Origin of the sequence: Bradyrhizobium sp. LTSPM299 (assembly GCF_000938235.1) — a bacterium.
Classification (GTDB): domain Bacteria; phylum Pseudomonadota; class Alphaproteobacteria; order Rhizobiales; family Xanthobacteraceae; genus Bradyrhizobium.
This window is the reverse complement of sequence record NZ_JYMU01000052.1, coordinates 129,760-147,061: the sequence shown is the minus strand read 5'-3', so window position 1 is coordinate 147,061 and position 17,302 is coordinate 129,760. Positions and strand designations below refer to the sequence as shown.

The 17,302-nt window shown below is 64.6% G+C and carries 17 protein-coding genes; 11 read left to right on the top strand and 6 right to left on the bottom strand.

Annotated elements, in window-relative coordinates; genetic code table 11:
• The coding region (locus tag UP10_RS28060) for a transposase (protein WP_197086908.1) at nt 1-264 on the top strand (264 nt) is incomplete at its 5' end.
• A 103-nt stretch (nt 265-367) separates the two neighbouring features.
• Here the strand turns inward: UP10_RS28060 and UP10_RS28055 are convergent.
• Both UP10_RS28055 and UP10_RS28050 read right to left on the bottom strand, forming a co-directional pair.
• Nucleotides 368-1,831 carry an FAD-dependent monooxygenase gene (locus tag UP10_RS28055; protein WP_044590453.1) on the bottom strand — a complete coding sequence of 488 codons (1,464 nt, stop codon included), beginning with the start codon at nt 1,829-1,831 and terminating at the stop codon, nt 368-370.
• Nucleotides 1,832-2,146: 315 nt separating this feature from the next.
• Complete coding sequence (locus UP10_RS28050; RefSeq protein WP_044590452.1) at nt 2,147-4,135, bottom strand: carbohydrate porin; 1,989 nt, start codon at nt 4,133-4,135, stop codon at nt 2,147-2,149.
• A 1,012-nt stretch (nt 4,136-5,147) separates the two neighbouring features.
• Here UP10_RS28050 and UP10_RS28045 point away from each other — a divergent pair.
• Nucleotides 5,148-5,417: a metal-sensing transcriptional repressor gene (locus UP10_RS28045; protein WP_044590451.1), complete on the top strand. Its 270-nt coding sequence runs from the start codon at nt 5,148-5,150 to the stop codon at nt 5,415-5,417.
• Nucleotides 5,418-5,594: 177 nt separating this feature from the next.
• Here UP10_RS28045 and UP10_RS28040 read toward each other — a convergent pair whose 3' ends face one another.
• Both UP10_RS28040 and UP10_RS28035 read right to left on the bottom strand, forming a co-directional pair.
• Nucleotides 5,595-5,870: a hypothetical protein gene (locus UP10_RS28040; protein ID WP_044590474.1), complete on the bottom strand. Its 276-nt coding sequence runs from the start codon at nt 5,868-5,870 to the stop codon at nt 5,595-5,597.
• Nucleotides 5,871-6,017: 147 nt separating this feature from the next.
• On the bottom strand, nt 6,018-6,839 hold the full coding sequence (locus UP10_RS28035) for a creatininase family protein (protein WP_044590450.1): 822 nt from the start codon (nt 6,837-6,839) through the stop codon (nt 6,018-6,020).
• A 127-nt stretch (nt 6,840-6,966) separates the two neighbouring features.
• Here UP10_RS28035 and UP10_RS28030 point away from each other — a divergent pair, with 127 nt between their 5' ends.
• The 8 genes from UP10_RS28030 to UP10_RS27995 all read left to right on the top strand — a co-directional run bounded on the left by UP10_RS28030 (nt 6,967) and on the right by UP10_RS27995 (nt 13,644).
• On the top strand, nt 6,967-8,019 hold the full coding sequence (locus tag UP10_RS28030) for an ABC transporter substrate-binding protein (RefSeq protein ID WP_044590449.1): 1,053 nt from the start codon (nt 6,967-6,969) through the stop codon (nt 8,017-8,019).
• A 15-nt stretch (nt 8,020-8,034) separates the two neighbouring features.
• Entirely contained in the window at nt 8,035-8,847 is an 813-nt protein-coding gene (locus UP10_RS28025; protein ID WP_044590448.1) for an ABC transporter ATP-binding protein, read from the top strand.
• The gene (locus UP10_RS28020) at nt 8,844-9,632 is read left to right on the top strand and encodes an ABC transporter permease (protein WP_044590447.1); all 789 of its coding nucleotides are present in this window, start codon (nt 8,844-8,846) and stop codon (nt 9,630-9,632) included. Before UP10_RS28025 ends, UP10_RS28020 begins: the two co-directional genes overlap by 4 nt.
• Nucleotides 9,632-10,615 carry a 2-hydroxyacid dehydrogenase gene (locus tag UP10_RS28015; protein WP_044590446.1) on the top strand — a complete coding sequence of 328 codons (984 nt, stop codon included), beginning with the start codon at nt 9,632-9,634 and terminating at the stop codon, nt 10,613-10,615. The genes UP10_RS28020 and UP10_RS28015 overlap by 1 nt, the downstream gene beginning before the upstream one ends.
• Entirely contained in the window at nt 10,615-11,310 is a 696-nt protein-coding gene (locus UP10_RS28010; protein WP_044590445.1) for an AprI/Inh family metalloprotease inhibitor, read from the top strand. The genes UP10_RS28015 and UP10_RS28010 overlap by 1 nt, the downstream gene beginning before the upstream one ends.
• Before the next feature lie 289 nt (nt 11,311-11,599).
• Nucleotides 11,600-11,971 (top strand): YciI family protein, encoded by a 372-nt coding sequence (locus UP10_RS28005; RefSeq protein WP_044590444.1) that lies wholly within the window; start codon nt 11,600-11,602, stop codon nt 11,969-11,971.
• A gap of 16 nt (nt 11,972-11,987) precedes the next feature.
• The gene (locus UP10_RS28000) at nt 11,988-12,332 is read left to right on the top strand and encodes a YciI family protein (RefSeq protein WP_044590443.1); all 345 of its coding nucleotides are present in this window, start codon (nt 11,988-11,990) and stop codon (nt 12,330-12,332) included.
• A 16-nt stretch (nt 12,333-12,348) separates the two neighbouring features.
• Nucleotides 12,349-13,644: an RNA polymerase sigma factor gene (locus UP10_RS27995; RefSeq protein ID WP_044590473.1), complete on the top strand. Its 1,296-nt coding sequence runs from the start codon at nt 12,349-12,351 to the stop codon at nt 13,642-13,644.
• A 107-nt stretch (nt 13,645-13,751) separates the two neighbouring features.
• Here UP10_RS27995 and UP10_RS27990 read toward each other — a convergent pair whose 3' ends face one another.
• Complete coding sequence (locus tag UP10_RS27990; protein ID WP_044590442.1) at nt 13,752-15,431, bottom strand: methyl-accepting chemotaxis protein; 1,680 nt, start codon at nt 15,429-15,431, stop codon at nt 13,752-13,754.
• Between the two features lie 887 nt (nt 15,432-16,318).
• Here UP10_RS27990 and UP10_RS46390 point away from each other — a divergent pair.
• On the top strand, nt 16,319-16,447 hold the full coding sequence (locus UP10_RS46390) for a hypothetical protein (RefSeq protein ID WP_283806000.1): 129 nt from the start codon (nt 16,319-16,321) through the stop codon (nt 16,445-16,447).
• Between the two features lie 98 nt (nt 16,448-16,545).
• Here the strand turns inward: UP10_RS46390 and UP10_RS27985 are convergent, their stop codons facing one another.
• Nucleotides 16,546-17,301 carry a GntR family transcriptional regulator gene (locus UP10_RS27985; RefSeq protein ID WP_044590441.1) on the bottom strand — a complete coding sequence of 252 codons (756 nt, stop codon included), beginning with the start codon at nt 17,299-17,301 and terminating at the stop codon, nt 16,546-16,548.
• Between the last annotated feature and the right edge of the window lies 1 nt (nt 17,302).

The following is a 17,302-nucleotide window of genomic DNA, read 5'->3' as shown; positions in this document are numbered from 1 at the left end:
CGTCATTTTTACGAGGATGGACGCCAAGCGATGCACCGGCGGGCGGTCGCCGACCCGATCTGGATGAGGCGCCGGCGGGAGACGATAGAGCACCCGTTTGGAACCATGAAGTGGCTGATGGCTGGTCCCCGCTTCCTGGTGAAGGGGCTGAAAAAGGCGAAGACCGAACTCGCCTTGGGCGTCCTCTGCTACAACCTCAAGCGGGTGACCAACATCCTTGGAGTGCCCGCCCTACTGGAAGCGCTGGCACTCACGCCCGCCTGACTGAGCATTTTTGCTGGCCGATGCAGCCATCCCGTCGCAAGCAGCGCGACTTCTCGCACAGCCTGTTTCGCCGGGACGACGATGGGAGACCTAACATCATGCTCTACCCCGCAGCCGGCGCGCCGAACCAAGTGGTCAGCGCCTCAGCGAGTCCCGACTGACTCTGCTCTCCCACCCAGGCGACATATCCATCGGGCCGGATCAACACGGCTGAGGGTGCAGTGATCACTCCGAGTGCCGGAAGTTCCCACCGACCAGCGTATGTGGCGTCGACAAGCTGAACCCGATCTGCCCATGGCGTGATGTCGAAGCCACCGGGCTCTCCGAGGTTGATCAGCACCGGCCGGGCACCGTGCAGCAGGCTGAAGACCCGCAACGGCCCGTCGGCAGTGACCAGGTCGAGATCGGGCATGCGGCGCCCGAGCAGATCGTGCCCATCGCCGAGGTCGTAATGAACGCCGAGGCCGGACAGCTCCGCGGCTATTCGCCTGCGCGGCTCGTCGATGGCGAGGAGCTCGGACAAGATGTCAGCCAAGGCCTTGCTGCGGTCATCCCTGCGACGAAGCGCTGTCTGTGCGATCGTATTGCGCAAGACGCGGGCCCCGATCGGGTGGCGCTCGGCGTGATAGGTATCGAGCAGGCTTTCGGGTGATGTCCGCTTGACCACTTGGGCGAGCTTCCATCCCAGGTTCACCGCATCCTGCACGCCGATGTTGAGGCCCTGTCCACCCATCGGCGGATGCACATGGGCGGCGTCGCCGGCCAGCAGCACCCGTCGGTCGCGATAGGCGGCGGCCTGACGCGCCATATCGGTGAACCGCGAGACCCAGTGGGAGTTGTGGATTCCGTAGTCGGTGCCGTAAGCGGCGACGAGCACCTCGCTGACATCGCGCAGTGTGGGTTCGTCGTCGACCCGCAGCTGCGGCTCGACCAGCACGACCCGGGCCGACTTGCCGTCCTCAGCTTTACCGATCGCGTAGGTGCCGAGTTTATTCTCGTGAAACCCCCATTTCGGCTCTTCCGCCATCTCGACTTCCGCGATCAACCAGCTCGTCGTCGGATCCCAGCCGGGGAATGCGATGCCGGCCAATTTGCGAACCAGGCTGCGGCCGCCATCGCACCCGACGAGATACTCCGCGTGGATCCACTCGCCGTCGGAGAGCGCGACGTCGACGCCGCGCTCGTCCTGCGCGAAGCCGGTCACCTCACGCCCACGATAGATCGTCACTCCGAATTCGCCGACCCGCTCGGCCAGAATGCGTTCGATATGGTTCTGCCTAAGCCCGAGCGTGTAGTTGTGCCGGGTCGGAAAGTCGCTGATATCCAGCGGGATTTGGAAGTGTACGGCGGGATGTCGCTGTCCCTGCGAGATGAATCGATCGGCGATCCCGCGCTGATCGAGCACCTCGAGGCTGCGCGCATGCAGGCCGAGCGCGCGCGAGCCGATGACGTCCTGGCTGGTGCGCTGCTCGACAATCGCAACGTCGACGCCCGCCAATGCCAACTCGCCTGCCAGCATCAGTCCCGTGGGACCTCCGCCAGCGATCACCACTGCATGTCCACGCATCCTGCATTCCCATAGGTTTGCGTCGATTGGGCGCGCGTTCTACGGGATGACCCGGGGCTTGCGGCAAGCCGGGGGTGGCCACATATATCTGAGTGGGGAGAGGGGCTGTGGCTCCGAACCATCTCCAGACATCATTGATCAGCATCGCGGCAAAAGCCGTGCCGCAAAGACGCTGTCGTCCCGGCGAAAGCCGGGATCCATAACCACAGGGTTTTGTGGCTTATACTCGCTGTGGCCGCAGCCCGCCTCAACCACGCACGGCAGTGGTAATGGGTCCCGGCCTGCGCCGGGACGACGATGCGGAGGGAGCGAGCCTTAGAACTCCCCGTGTACCCGGCCGGAGAAGATGTGCGCCGGGCCGCGGTCGGCGTTGTAGGCGGGATTGGCGATGAACTGATAGTCCGCCGTCATCGTCAGGTTCTTGTTCACCTGATAGGCGTAATAGGTCTCGAAGATGCCTTCGTTGCGGTAGTTGAGCGCGCCGTCGCCGATCAAGAGACCAAGGCCGCCGGCGGCGAGGAAATCGCGATGCGCGGCTGACAACCCGTTGATCGCGCCGCCGATGCCGATCGTGTCGTTCGGCCGTCCCCAGTAGCTGCCCTTGACGGACACGCCGCCGGAGACGCTGCGGTCGATGTCGGTGAATGACAGGATTTCAGTCTGTCCGTCGTTCCAGCTCAGGCGACCGAACAATCCGACGTCGGTTGCGATCTGCTGCTCGGCATTGATGTAGAAGCCGTATTTCAGATTGTCCTTGCGGATACCGGCCATCACGGCGTTGATGTCGAGAGCCGGATCCGCGCCTTCAATCGCCAGCGCCTGATTGTAATTGCCGGTGTTGCCGCGATTGCCGAATACGCCGACGCGCAATTTGCCGGGCTGGTCGAAGATCGCGTAGCGGCCCTCGAACTCCACCACGGCGCCACCGGTGCTGAACACCAGCGTGTCGCTGTTCGGCGCATTCGGCACCTGGAACAGGCCGGCACGCACCGCCCAGTCCTTGCGGTTGAACTCGACCACCGCACCGCGCGTATAGCCGGGCAGGTCGGCCGGGAAGTCGTAGGCCGCCGACGACCACATCGCCCAGTTCATGAAGTCGGCACGCGGGTCCTTGGCGTAGGAATTGCCGTCGAAGAAATCACCGACCGCGAAACGGCCGACGATGACGGTGAGGCGATCGATGTCGCGCTTGCCCGCCAACTGGTTGGGGCCGTCAGCCACATCCTCCTGTTCGCCGCCGAAGCCGAAGGTCTGCTTGAAGTAGTAGCGCTGCGGACGGATCTTCGGATACTCCGCGCCGGCCTTCTGGGCTTCGCCGTTCGGGAAGCCGGCGATGCCGAGCGTGCCGTTGAGGCCAAAGCCCTGCGCGGTCTCGGCATTGAAGTAGAACTCGCCGCCCTCCCAGAACCGCACGCCGAGGAACGCCGTCGTGGTCCAGGTCTGCTGCACTTGGCCCCCGCCCGGAAGGCTGTCGGTGCCGGCATAGGGCGAACGGAAGGCTGGGTAGCCTTGTCCGATGAACGTGGTCTGTCCGTGCAGATTCCAGTCGTTGGACTCGGGCAGGACGCTCTGCGTCGGCGTCGCCGACCACGGCGCGTCGCCCAACTGATAGTTCAAGCCGAATTTCAGCAGATGGATGCGCGGGTCGATGGTGACGCTGGGCATGCCGAAGTCGGCCAGGCCCATCGTCCGGCGCGACAGGTCGATGTAGTCGTATTCGAGCTTGGCGGTCCAATGGCCGCCCACCGCGAACTCGGCGCCGGCGCCGGCCGTCCACCCGGTTTGATACTGGCCGGGCTCCGACAGGACGTTGCCGGTCGCGTCGTTCACCCTGACCTCGCTGTGTCCCCAGGCGAAGCCGCCGGTGAGATAGGGCATCCAGGTGCCAAAGGCATAGCCGATGCGGCCGCGTACCGTGCCGACATAGTCGATTGATGAGTTGAACGGCGCCAGCGCACGCCGCGGCAGGTCGACGGGAGCCGTGAATGTCGCGTCGGCCTCGACACCGAGCACGAAGCGGTTGGCGAACTGCCTGTTATAGCCGGCCTGGAAGCCGCCGACCCCGCCCGTGATGGTCGACGGAAGGAAGACGCTCTGCTCGGGAAGCGGATTGGTGCCAGGGCCGAGGCTGCCGTCGCCATAGCCGATATGTCCGCCGACGTAAAAGCCGGTCCAGCTGTAGACCGCGCTAATGGCGGGAGACTTCACGGCCATGTCGGCCGCTGCTGCCGGCGTGCCCAATGCGGCCGCGCCGAGCGCGGCGCCGGCGGCGATCTGGACCCGGAAAAGGCGGACGCAGGTCATGACGCGGCGTTGTCCGGCGAGGTGGCGATACCGCCTGGAGCCTTTTCCGTTCCGATGGAATCGGAACGGAACTCCAGACTTCTGGTCTGACGCGTTTTCTTTACGCGAACCGGTACCCACTTCGCTCGAAAACGCGCTGCTATCACTGCAGATTTGGCGGCCGCTTGCCACCCGAGATTTGAAGTCATCGCCCGCCGTCCCCGGTCTGATCTGGGTCGTCCCACGCAACGTCAGATCAGTAATCATCGCTTCCAATTTCGTATTGCAAATAGTTCGCAATAGCAATTGAAGGCCGCCCCTTACCTCCTCGATTTGCACGCAACTATGACAACCGTGCAACAGCACCGGCCGCCGAGGCCGGCCGCAACGGGACAACTAGGTCCTTCGTCCATGATGGCCTCCTAAGCGCGCGACGCGATCATCGCGGCCCGACGCATCGTTATCGACCGCAGGCCGACAAGCCGGCCCGCGCGTCGCGGTTGATCGGGCTGTTGTGCTCGACGGCCCACCGGCATTCCGGGCGGCCGTCGATCAGGACCCAATGACAGGCCGGGGTTAGACGCCGGCGGCGGCCCTCCGGGCGGCGAAAGCCCGGGAGGTTGTCATTGCAATGCGTGGCCGCGACAGTCGACGGCGTCATACACCACGGCTTGAACGGCCGGAATTTTGCGAGTTTTCGTGACATCGCTCACCTCCACGTCCGCTGGTCGCGGCAGGCCGGTGAGGATCAGGCGGTCAGCCGAAGTGCTGCCACCCATCCACGCGGCAAGAGCCTGCGCGATCAGTGCTGATATCCTGCGGCGACAGGAGTCCCGTCATCGTCGGGGTACTGTCGCCTGAGTTGCTACTGCCCATTTGTCTTCTTCTGGCGCGCGGCCGGGGCGAAAGCCCCGGTGTGGAACGGAATGTTCCGACGATCGGGCACTACGCCCGGTGCAGAATGCTGTCAAGTTGATTCCGCTATCCTCCCGGGAGGATCGCGATTATCCTCCCGGGAGGATAGGAGAACCGTATGTCCGACGACCACTCGCATGCTGCGATCGCCCGTCGCCTGAAGCGCGCCAACGGCCATCTCGAGACCATCGTCGAGATGATCGAGCAGGGGCGTCCGTGCGCCCAGATCGCCCAGCAATTGCAGGCCGTGGAGAGCGCGATCGAGAGCGCCAAGAAGGCGCTGATCCACGACCACCTCGGCCATAGCCTGGAAGATACGCTGAAGGCCGCGGGCTCGAAGGGCCGAGCGGTGCTGAAGGACTTCAGGCTGGTCGCAAAATATCTGTGATCGCAGAGCGTTTTCGAGCGAAGTGGATACCGGTTCGCGTGAAGAAAACGCGTCAAAACAAGAGTCTCGGAAAAGGTTGACCCGCCCGGGGGGACGACCGGGCGGGTCGGTGTGCGACACGGGGTGGATGAGGCCCCGCGCCGTACGCAGGATCCGCAGCCTTAAGATGTCACGTGATCAATAGCAGGAGCGCACGCGGCCGATGTAGTTACCGTAGGCGTCGAACTGGCGAACCCAGCCGCAGCGGCGATAGCCGTCATTGTAGTAGCCGTCATTGTAGCTGTTCTCGGCGGCGATCGCGCTGCCGACGACGGCGGCGCCGACGATGCCCGCACCGACGCCCCAACCCAGGCCGAACGGCTTGGCGTCAGCCTGCGAGGTGGTGGACGCGATGGTGCCGGTCACGGCGAGCGCGGTGAGGGCGATGGCGGCAATCCTGGACTTGATCGACATGAGAAACTCCATCCTGTGTGGGCGCGGCACCGGTGTGGTCCGCATGCCGATTGGACGGGGGCTTCTCGATTCCGGTTCGAACCGGGTCCAGGAAATACGGTTTCGTGAATTGTTTCGTCGTGGCCGCGGAATGCAACAATTCCGGGTCTATCGATGGCCCAGAAATGTCTCGGGATCGATGCGGTCGAGCTCGTCGAGCAGCTCGCAGAAGGCGCGCGCGCCGTGCTCGAGCAGCGCCTCGCCCTTGTCGGCCGAGGCCTTGGTCGCATCGCCGATCGCGCCGCTCGGATGCAGGTCCTGCGCCTGCCAGGCGAACGGCGCCGGCCGCTGCGTCGACAGCCAGCGGTGTTTTTTCTCGATCGCGATGCTCGCCGGTCGAAAGTCCGCGATCGCATCCCGCCGGACATGCTGCGGATATTTCGCCAGCATGATCGAGGTTTCGACGGCGCCGCCATGGATGCCGTGGCGCAGCTCCTCGGCGTCGAACAATCCGTCCGGAACGCCAAATCGCGACCAGCTCGTGGTGACGACAAGCATCCCCTGCTGTGCGCGCAAATCCTGCGCCACCAGCGACATCACGGCCGAGTTGCCGCCATGGCTGGTCACGATCACGAGCTTCTTCACGCCGGCGAGCGCGACACTCTCGCCGAGCGCCATCCAGCTCCGCAGCGCGATCTCCGTCGGCAAGGTCAGCGTGCCGGGAAAGTCGATATGCTCAGTGGAGATGCCGACCGGCTGCAGCGGCAGGAACGTCGCCGGGATGCCCGCCGGCAACAGCTCGCGCACCCGTGTGAGGTACGCCTCACCGATCATGACGTCGGTTCCGAGTGGCAGATGCGGCCCGTGCTGTTCGGTCGCGGCCAGCGGCAGCACCGCGATCCAGCGCGCAGCCGCGCCCAGGTCCGCATCTTGGGCGATGTCGGGCCAGTGGATGGCGGTCCAGTCACGGGGTGGAAGTTGAGAAGTCATCAAGCCAGACGTTTCAATACAGGCGTTTCATTGGATGAATTTGCAGGGTAGTTTGTTGGTCCATTTCGAGGGCGTTTCCCGTCCTCCAGCTTCCATCATGGGCCAGAATGATCGACGGAGTCCAACCATGAACCGGGCCTTTTTGCCGCGAGCGTTAACCACAGGCCTGCTGGCCGTCGCCATGTCCGCCTTGATATCCGCCTTGGCAGCCCTGGCTGCCTTGGCGCCCGCGCACGCGCAGACCCTGGACAAGGTCTCGTTCGGGACCAATTGGGTCGCCGAAGCCGAGCATGGCGGGTTCTTCCAGGCGGTCGCCGACGGCACCTACAAGCAATATGGCCTCGACGTGTCAATCGTGCCCGGCGGCCCCAACGAGAACAACCGCATACTGCTGATCGCGGGCAAGCTCGACTTCTTCATGAGCGCGAACTCGCTGCAGACCTTCGACGCCGTCACCAACAACGTGCCGCTGGTCGCGGTCGCCGCCATGTTCCAGAAGGACCCGCAGGTCTTCCTGACCCACCCCGAGGTCAAGGTCACCAAGATCGAGGATCTCAAGCCGCTGACGCTGCTGGTCTCGAAAGAGGGCATCGTCACCTATTTCCAATGGATGAAATCCAAATACGGCTTCAGCGAAAGCAAGGTGAAACCCTACACCTTCAACGCGCAGCCCTTCATCGTGAACAAGGATATCGCGATGGAAGGCTACGTCACTTCGGAGCCTTACGCGGTGGAGAAGGCGGCCGGCTTCAAGCCGAATGTCGTCCTGATCGCCGATTACGGCTTCAACGCCTATTCGACCCTGATCGAAACCCGCCGCGATCTCGTCGACAAGAAGCCGGACCTCGTACAGCGCTTCGTCGATGCCTCCGTTGTCGGCTGGTATCATTATCTCTACGGCGACAACTCGGCCGGCAATGCGATGATCAAGAAGCTCAATCCTGAAATGACCGACGAGCTGCTGGCCTATTCGGTCACCAAGATGAAGGAATACGGCATCGTCGATTCCGGCGACACCGCCAAGAACGGCATCGGCGCCATGACCGATGAACGGATGGCGAACTTCTTCGACAAGATGGTGAGCGCCGGCGTGGTCAAGAGCACCATCGATTATCGGCAAGGATATACGCTGCGCTTCGTCAACAAGGCGGTCGGCGTCGAACTCAGGCCGAAGAACTGAGTCGGGACGCGCGTGATGGCGGAGCCCGCGTTGCCGGGAGCTGAGGCGGATGCCGCCGGCCTCGCCGTCCGGCTGCGCGGCGTCACCAAGATCTATGACAACGGCGTGACGGCGCTCGGGCCGCTCGACCTCGAGGTTGTCAGGGGCGAGTTCGTCTCGCTGCTCGGACCGTCCGGCTGCGGGAAATCGACCGCGCTGCGGCTGATCGCGGGTCTATCAGCGCCGAGCACCGGCTCGGTCGATGTGTCCCACCATGGTGCACGGCAGCGCGGCAGTCACGGAATCGGCTTCGTGTTCCAGGAGCCGACGCTGATGCCGTGGGCCAGCGTGCGCGACAATGTCCGCCTGCCGCTGAAGCTCGCGCATGCGCCGACGCGCGACGCGGACGCGCGCATCGACGGTGCGCTCGATCAGGTCGGGCTCACGGAATTCGCCAAGGCCTATCCGCGCGAATTGTCCGGCGGCATGAAGATGCGGGTGTCGCTGGCGCGCGCGCTGGTCACTGACCCGGACATCCTGCTGATGGACGAACCGTTCGCCGCGCTGGACGAGATCACGCGCTTCCGCCTCAACAACGATCTGTTGTCGCTGTGGCGCAATCTGAACAAGACCGCGATCTTCGTGACCCATTCGGTGTTCGAGTCGGTCTATCTCTCACAGCGCGTGATCGTGATGACCGCGCGCCCGGGCCGAATCGGCGCCGAATTTCGCATCACCGCAGCGGAGCCGCGCGGTGAGGAATTCCGTACCTCGGCGCAATATGCAGCCTACTGCCGCGAGGTCTCGACCGCGCTGGCGCCGTCCTATGCAGGGCAGGCGGGCGCATGAAGTCTCCGCAAGACATCATCCGCATCCTGCTCCCTGTCGTGGTGTTCGCTGCCGGGCTCCTGGTCTGGGAGCTGATCGTTCGGGCCTATGGCATCCAGCCCTATGTGCTGCCGAGCCCGCTATTGGTGCTGAAGACCCTGGTCGCGGATTGGCCGATCCTCGCGCAATCGCTCGGCGTCACGCTCCTGACCACGCTCGAAGGCTTTGTGGCGGCCGCGATCGGCGGCGTCGCGCTGGCGCTGCTGTTCAACCAGTCGAAATGGCTGGAATACTCACTGTTCCCCTACGCGGTCATCCTGCAGGTCACGCCTGTGATCGCGATTGCGCCGCTGCTTTTGATTTATCTGCAGCAGCAGACCGCCGTCATCGTCTGCGCCTGGATCGTCGCGTTCTTCCCGGTGCTCTCGAACACAACGCTCGGCCTCAACTCGGTCGATCGCAATTTGGCCGGCCTGTTCCAGCTCTATGGCGCATCGCGGCTGCAGTCGTTGTTGTTCCTGAAGCTGCCCGCGGCGCTGCCCTATATTCTCGGCGGATTGCGCATTGCCGGCGGGCTGTCGCTGATCGGCGCCGTGGTCGCCGAGATCGCGGCCGGCAGCGCCGGCGCCGGCTCGGGCCTTGCCTTCCGGATCGCGGAATCCGGCTATCGGCTGAATATTCCCCGCATGTTCGCAGCACTGCTGCTGCTGTCGCTGGCCGGGATTGTCATCTATGGGGTGCTGGCGCTAATTTCGCACCTCATGTTACGACGCTGGCACGAAAGTGCGCTTGGAAAGGAAAGCTGATGGCCCCGATTTCTTCCGAAAAGATCGATCTGCTGGTTTACGGACCGATCCGGCCAATTCTCGAGAACGGCTTTCCCGACCAATACGTGCTGCACCGGGCGGAAAGCCGTGGCGACCTCGAACGCCTGACGCCTGAAATCCTCGGCAAGATCCGCGGCATCGCCGTCACCTACCACACCATGGCGACCGACAAGACCGCGCTGGCGCAATTTCCCAAGCTCGAGATCGTCGCAAGCTTCGGCGTCGGATACGACCACGTCGATTCCGCTTACGCGCGCGATCACAATATCGTGGTGACCAACACGCCCGACGTGTTGACCGAAGAGGTCGCCGACGTCGCGATGGGGCTTCTGATCGCGACCTTGCGCGAATTCGTCAAGGCCGACCGCTATGTGCGCTCCGGCCTGTGGCAGACCCAGAACTATCCGCTCAGCGTCGGCTCGCTGCGCGACCGCAAGGTCGGCATCGTCGGCATGGGCCGGATCGGCCAGGCAATCGGCCGGCGGCTGGAAGCCTCGCGCGTGCCGGTGTCGTACCACTCGCGCAATCCATCCAAGGACGTCTCCTACAAGCATTATCCCGATTTGATCGAGATGGCGAAGGCGGTCGACACCTTGATCGTCATTGTGCCGGGCGGCGCCGCGACGGCGAAGATGATCAATGCCGAGGTGTTCAAGGCGCTCGGCCCACGCGGCGTGCTGATCAATGTCGCGCGCGGCTCCGTGGTCGATGAGCCGGCGCTGGTCGCGGCGCTGAAATCGGGCACGATCCTCGCTGCCGGCTTGGATGTGTTCGCGGCCGAGCCGACCGTGCCGGACGAATTGAAGGCGATGCAGAATGTCGTGCTGCTGCCGCATATCGGTTCGGCCTCCGTGGTGACGCGCAACGCGATGGATCAGCTCGTGGTCGACAACATCAGAACCTGGTTCGCCGGCAAGCCGCCGTTGACGCCGGTCGCCGAGACCCCGGTGAAGGCCCGCTGATGCAGTTGTCCCGCTGCATCGTCGCGCTTGCGCTGCTGCTCGCCGGCGGTCTGCCGGCGGCGGCGCAGGACGTCAAGACGTTGCAGAAGGACATGATCGGGCAGTGGGAGCTCGCCACCACCGACCGCAGCAAGACCTGCGTCGTGACGTTGAAGGGCGATGCGACGCCGCAGGGTTTCAAGCTCGAGCTGGAGCCGTCTTGCGCCACAGCCTTGCCCTATACCAAGGACATCGCGGCCTGGAGCATCAAGGGCCTCGGCGACATCGTGCGGCTGCAGAACGCCGGAGGCGACGCGGTGATCGACTTCACCGAGGTCGAGAGCGGCATCTTCGAGGGGCTGCGTACCAATGAGGGCGTCTACATCCTGCAAAACCTCGCCGCCGCCCGCTCGCTTGCCAAGTCGATGGACCAGATGATCGGCGACTGGTCGATGGTCCGCGGCAACGGCCAGGTGATCTGCGGCCTGACGCTGACCAACACCGATGCCGGCAACGACAATTTCCAGGTCTTCCTGAAGCCGAAATGCGACCCCGCGATCGCCGCCTTCAACCCGGCGCTGTGGCGGCTCGAGCACGGCCAGATGCTGCTGATGTCAGCCAAGGGCGAGACCTGGCAGTTCGAGGCCGACGACAACGCCCAGTGGCGCCGGGTGCCGGATAGCGCCGATCCGTTGATGATGCTGCGGGATCAGTAGGGGGGTCCCGTAGCCCCCGCCAAAAAACCGGTGTCGTCCCTGCTTTCGCAGGGACCCATAACCACGAATGCCAATTGGTCTTGCACCGCTGTGGCCACAGCCCGCTTCAACGATTCGACCCTGTGGTTGGGTCCCTGCTCCCGTGCGCAATTGCGCACTAGGCAGGGACGACGATCGGGAGGGGACGCCTAAAATAATCCCCTCGCGCCTGTCGATCCGCCAGCCTCCGGATCGTCGTCTCCCATAGCGAGCCGATTTTGACTACGCTCGCCCCAAACAGGAGCTTTTCATGCGTTTTATGTCGATCGTTACCTCGCCGCAGCCGCCCGCACAGCCGACCCCGGCGCTGCTGGAGGCCATGCACAAGCTCGCCGAGCGCGAGATCAAGGCCGGCCGCATGGTTGATACCGGAGGCCTGATGCCGCTCGCGACCGGCGCGCAGGTGCGCGTTGCCGACGGCAATCTCAGCGTCGTCGACGGCCCCTTTGTCGAGGCCAAGGAAGTGATTGGCGGCTACGCGATCTTCGAGCTGCGCAGCAAGGAAGAGGCGGTGGCGCTCGCGGTCGAGTTCATGCAGCTCCACAAGGACCACATGCCCGGCTGGGCAGGCACCTGCGAGGTTCGCGCGTTCGCCGGCTTCGCCGGTCAGTTTCCGGAATAGCAAGGGAGGACAGATAATGCGCTTCATGTATGTCCTGGTGGCCGAGAAACCGATGATGCCGAATCCTGCATTGCGGGAGGCGATCCAGAAAATGGCCGAGCGCGAGGTCCAGGCCGGCCGCATGCTCGACACCGGTGCGCTGCTGCCGCGCACCGCCGGTGCCGAGGTGCGGATCAAGGATGGCAAGCTCAGCGTCATCGACGGTCCCTTCCTGGAAACCAAGGAGGTCGTCGGCGGCTACGCCGTCTTCGAGCTGAAGGACAAGGAGGAGGCGGTGGCGCGCGCGGTCGAGTTCATGCAGCTCCATATCGACCACCAGCCGGATTGGGACCTGTCATGCGAGGTTCGCCCCTTCATCTAATCCTGAGGTGGCCGCCGTGACGGACGCCGACATCCATCGCACCGCGCTTCACAAACAGATTCTGGGTGTGTGGCGCATCGAGCAGCCGCGGCTGATCACCAGCCTGTCGCGGATGCTGCGCGACGTGCCGCTCGCCGAGGATCTGACCCAGGAAGCCCTGATCGCGGCGCTGGAGCACTGGCCGGTCGCCGGCGTGCCGGACAAGCCGGGCGCCTGGTTGATGGCGACCGCCAAGCGGCGCGCGCTCGACCATCTGCGCCGCGTCCGCATGCTCAGCCAGAAGCACGGCATGCTGGCGCACGATCTGGCGCAGGAGCAGCAGACCATGCCCGATTTCGATTCCGCGCTCGACGACGACATTGGCGACGAATTGCTGCGGCTGATCTTCACCGCCTGCCATCCGCGCCTGTCGCGCGAGGCCCGCGCGGCGCTGGCGCTCCGGATGATCTGCGGCCTCACCACCGAGGAGATTGCCCGCGCATTCCTGGTCGCCGAGGCGACCATCGCCCAGCGCATCGTGCGCGCCAAGCGCACGCTGTCGGACTCCGGCCTCGCCTACGAGACGCCGCGCGGCGAGGAGCTGTCGGAGCGGCTCGCCTCGGTGCTCGAGGTCGTCTATCTCATCTTCAACGAGGGCTATACCGCGGCGCGCGGCGACGAATGGCTGCGGCCGCAGCTCTGCAACGACGCGCTGCGCATGGGCCGGGTGCTGACCTCGATCGCATCGCAGGAGCCGGAGGCGCACGGGCTGCTCGCGCTGATGGAGCTCAACGCCTCGCGGATCGCGGCGCGCACCGATGCCGATGGCGAGCCGATCCTGCTGATGGACCAGAACCGCGCGCTGTGGGACCTCCTGCAGATCCGCCGCGGGCAACTGGCGCTGGCGCGCGCCTGTGAACTCGGCGGCGCCGGCGGATTCTACGCGTTGCAGGCCGCGATCGTCGCCTGCCATGCCGGTGCTGAGACGGCTGAGGCGACCGACTGGCCGCGCATCGCCGCGCTCTATGCCGATCTTGCCGCGCTGGTGCGTTCGCCAGTGATCGAGCTCAACCGCGCGGTCGCAATCGGCATGGCGGAAGGCCCACTCGCCGCGCTCGCGATCGTCGACGGCCTCGCGGATGAGCCGGCGCTGAGATCCTATCATCTGCTGCCAAGCGTGCGCGGCGACCTGCTGCAGAAACTCAGTCGTTTCGACGAAGCGCGCGCCGCATTCGAGGACGCCGCCGCGCTTGCCGGCAACACGCGCGAGCGCGATCTGCTGCTGCGTCGCGCGGCGACGGCGGCCCGCGCCGCGCGCACCACGCTAGATTGATGTTTTGATGACGCTGGGGCTGTCATCCCTCTCACAACAAATCTCGGTGGCAATGGGTCCTGGCTTGCGCCAGGACGACGCCAGTGGGTACACCCCGAGCTAATCCCTCACGCCGCGCGAATCTTGGCGAGGAAGCTGTCGACCTTGTCACGCAGCATCGCGGCCTGCGCGTTGAGCCCTTCCGCCGAGGTCCGCACCTGGCCGGCTGCGGTGCCGGTCTCGCCGGCGGCGCGGGTGACGATGCCGATATTGCCCGACACTTCGCTGGTGCCGCGCGCGGCTTCCTGGACGTTACGCGCGATCTCCCGCGTCGCCGAACCCTGCTCCTCGACCGCGGATGCGATGGCGACCGTGATCTCGTTGATGCCGCCGATCGTGCCGCCGATATGCTCGATCGCCTGCACCGCCTCGGTGGTGGCTTCCTGCATCGCCGCGACCTGGGCCGAGATTTCCTCGGTCGCCTTGGCGGTCTGGCTCGCCAGCGACTTCACCTCGCTCGCCACCACGGCAAAGCCGCGTCCGGCCTCGCCGGCGCGCGCGGCCTCGATCGTGGCGTTCAGCGCCAGCAAATTGGTCTGGCTTGCGATGTCGCTGATCAAATTGATCACATCGCCGATCTTCTGCGCGGCGGCAGACAGGCCCTGCACCGTGGTGTTGGTGCGGTTGGCCTCCTCGACGGCCTTGTGGGCGATCGCGGTCGATTGCGCGACCTGGCGGCCGATCTCGGAGACCGACGACGACAGCTCCTCGGTCGCTGCCGCCACCGTCTGCACATTGGCGGAGGCTTGCTGCGCCACCGCGGCCACCGAGGTGGCCTGCCGGCTCGCGGTGTCGGCCGCATCGGACATGCTGCTGGAGGTCGTGCGCAGTTCGACGGCTGCACCCGCCAGCGCATCGAGCGAGGCACGCACGCCGTTCTCGAAATCGTCGGCCATCCGGCCGAGCAGGCCGTGCTTGTCGGCTTCGGTGCGCTTCTTCATCGCATCCTGCTCGCCGCGCAGCCGCACCGCCTCGATCATGCTGTCCTTGAACACCTGGACCGATTGCGCCATGGCGCCGACTTCGTCGCGGCGGTCCTGCGCCGGGATCACGGTCGCGGTATCGCCGGCGGCGATCTTGCGCATCGCCGCGGTCATGCCGGTGATCGGTCGGACGATGCTGCGTCCGAGCAAGAGGCACATCGCGACCACCAGCAGCAGGGCGCCGGCGACCAGCGCGCCGATCCACTCGGCCTGGGTCCAGAAGATCGCGTCGATGTCGTCGAGATAGATGCCGCCGCCGATAGTCCAGCCATAGGGCTTGAACTCGACCGCGTAGGAGATCTTCGGCATCGGCTCGGTGCCGCCGGGCTTCTGGAAACGGTAATTCACGAAGCCGCCGCCCTGGCCGGCGAGCTCGATCTGCCGCTTGGTGAACAACACGCCGTCCGGGTCAGGCGAATTGTAGAGGTTCTGGCCCTCGACCTTGGGATTGGGATGCGACTGCACGAGGCCCTGCGAACTGAATGCGTAGAAATAGTTGCCCTGGCCGAAGCGCAGCGTGCGCAGCAGCGTCCGGCTTCGCTCGAAGGCTTCCGCGTCTGACAGCCCGGCGGCCTTCGAGGCCTGGGAGTTGAGGTCGATGGCTTGTCTGGCGAGCTGCACGACGTCCTGCAGCTTGGCCTTGCGGTCCTCGAGCAGGCTGTTGCGCAGCGTGGCCAAACCGACGCAAGCGACCGCGACGATGCCGAGCACCGCCACGCCGACCATGATCATGAGCTTGGACGAGATTCGCAGATTGCCGAGCATGGGATGCCTTCTTCCGGAACACGGCAGCCGCAGCGGGCGCCGATGATTCCGAAAGGCTTAACCGCAATTGATAAAAGCCACCCTAATGCTGATAGCCCGAGGCCGCGATCGGTGCACGCCAAGGGGCGCGGCGGCCAATGCGAACCGTCGCGTCATTCAGCAGAACTACGGAGGTTGAAGTCGCGGTCTGCGACCAAAGACTTAGAAACCGCGTATCTGATTCGCTGGCCGAGTCACGGCCGCGGCGCTAGTTGGGCGCCTTCGTCTCGGTCCCGAGATCAAGGCCAAGCCGGAGCGCGCGTTCCCGGCGTTCTTCCGCCAACAGGCTCAATTCCCGTTCGAGTGACCTTGCAACCTCCTCTTGCGCTTCCGTGGAACTGCGGCGCTGGGCGCCGCGCTGTTTGGCAGGGGAGGCAGTCACAGGGGAAACCTTGTCATCGAACTGTCACGCCGTGTCTTGGCACGGCCGGACTCGAGGCGACAATCAAAAAGAATTCAGTGGGCGCGCCGGAACGTTTTCGAGCGAAGTGGATACCGGTTCGCGCTCGGGAAACGCGCCATACCAGGAATCCAGAGCCCCGCTCCGATTTCATCGGAACGGGAAACGGCTCCAGGGAATGATCGATGTGCATCTGATTCAGATTTAGGCAGAAAATTCTCCCGGTGTTGCCTCAAATGGATCAAAAAATTCGCAGGCGTCGCGATCTCATCAATTTGGCTAAGAGAGCCGGTTCCGACGAAATCATTTCCGGATTCGCACGAAGGCGTCCTGAAACCGACAAGGTCTAACCTTAGTCGATCTTGCGAAGGACACGTGGCTGATGACACCCTGACCATGCCGGTCGCGAGGGGCGTCCGGTCAGCCACATCTTGGGGTGATGCTGGAAATGAAGAAGCCGAATGCTGTGCCTTACGTCTGGGCGGCTGCGCTGATCGCGGTCGCGATTTGGGGCGTGTCCGGCACCCCGCAGATGGCGCATACATCCGCCAACACGCATCTGGCTCGCGCGCATTAGAGCCGTTTCCGTTCCGATTGCATCGGAACGGGGCTCTAGATTCTTGTTTTGACGCGTTTTCTTCACGCGAACCGGTATCCACTTCGCTTGAAAACGCTTTAGAGCCGCGGGCGCTGCGAGCGCTGCATGTCCATCGTATAGGTGTAGCGCCCTTCGGGGTGCGTGGTGATGGTGACCTCGAACAGCTCCTCGCGCTGGCCGTAGTAGCGGCGCACCACGGTCAACGCCGGCGAGCCGGTCTTGACACCGAGCGCCTTCGCGATCGGCGCCGGCATGCCCCGCACGAAGATCTCCATCTGCGCGTGCTCGGTGACCTGGCCGTACATCTTGGTGATCTGCTCGTGCACCGGGGTGCGGCCGTGGTCGGTTCGCTTCACGACATCGGCGAATTTGCGCAGCACGTAGATCTCGGTCCAGCCGAGCGGCGCGGCGAACTGGTCGGAGCGGCGGACCGCCTCGATCAGGAACCAGCTCTTGCCGGGTTCGCATTTCAAGTGCGCTGCGAGCTTGCGGTCGGCGACGATGTCGCCGCTGCTTACAACGTCGCGATAGGTTTCGTTGGAATAGCGCAGCCACTCGCCGAGCGATTTGACGCTGTGGGTGAACAGCACCGGCGGCTCGGCGGCGATCACCACCGAGCCGAGGCCGGCACGGCGCACGATCAGGCCCTGCTCGATCAGGATGCGCAGCGCCTCGCGCACGGTCTGGCGGCTCGCCTTGTAGCTCGCCATCAGCTCGGTTTCGGTCGGCAGCAGATTACCGACCGCGTAGGTCTCGAGCCGGATGTCCTTCTGCAGCCTGGCGGCGATGTCGCGGTAGCGGGACGATCTGGCCTTGCCCGGAGTATCAGCCATG

Coding starts and splice junctions, on each gene's coding strand:
- UP10_RS46390 (WP_283806000.1), top strand. CDS start 16,319: ATGAAGAAGCCGAATGCTGTGCCTTACGTCTGGGCGGCTGCGCTGATC.
- UP10_RS28000 (WP_044590443.1), top strand. CDS start 11,988: ATGCGCTTCATGTATGTCCTGGTGGCCGAGAAACCGATGATGCCGAAT.
- UP10_RS28020 (WP_044590447.1), top strand. CDS start 8,844: ATGAAGTCTCCGCAAGACATCATCCGCATCCTGCTCCCTGTCGTGGTG.
- UP10_RS28035 (WP_044590450.1), bottom strand. CDS start 6,839: ATGACTTCTCAACTTCCACCCCGTGACTGGACCGCCATCCACTGGCCC.
- UP10_RS28015 (WP_044590446.1), top strand. CDS start 9,632: ATGGCCCCGATTTCTTCCGAAAAGATCGATCTGCTGGTTTACGGACCG.
- UP10_RS28040 (WP_044590474.1), bottom strand. CDS start 5,870: ATGTCGATCAAGTCCAGGATTGCCGCCATCGCCCTCACCGCGCTCGCC.
- UP10_RS28055 (WP_044590453.1), bottom strand. CDS start 1,831: ATGCGTGGACATGCAGTGGTGATCGCTGGCGGAGGTCCCACGGGACTG.
- UP10_RS28045 (WP_044590451.1), top strand. CDS start 5,148: ATGTCCGACGACCACTCGCATGCTGCGATCGCCCGTCGCCTGAAGCGC.
- UP10_RS28050 (WP_044590452.1), bottom strand. CDS start 4,135: ATGACCTGCGTCCGCCTTTTCCGGGTCCAGATCGCCGCCGGCGCCGCG.
- UP10_RS28025 (WP_044590448.1), top strand. CDS start 8,035: ATGGCGGAGCCCGCGTTGCCGGGAGCTGAGGCGGATGCCGCCGGCCTC.
- UP10_RS28030 (WP_044590449.1), top strand. CDS start 6,967: ATGAACCGGGCCTTTTTGCCGCGAGCGTTAACCACAGGCCTGCTGGCC.
- UP10_RS27990 (WP_044590442.1), bottom strand. CDS start 15,431: ATGCTCGGCAATCTGCGAATCTCGTCCAAGCTCATGATCATGGTCGGC.
- UP10_RS28005 (WP_044590444.1), top strand. CDS start 11,600: ATGCGTTTTATGTCGATCGTTACCTCGCCGCAGCCGCCCGCACAGCCG.
- UP10_RS27985 (WP_044590441.1), bottom strand. CDS start 17,301: ATGGCTGATACTCCGGGCAAGGCCAGATCGTCCCGCTACCGCGACATC.
- UP10_RS28010 (WP_044590445.1), top strand. CDS start 10,615: ATGCAGTTGTCCCGCTGCATCGTCGCGCTTGCGCTGCTGCTCGCCGGC.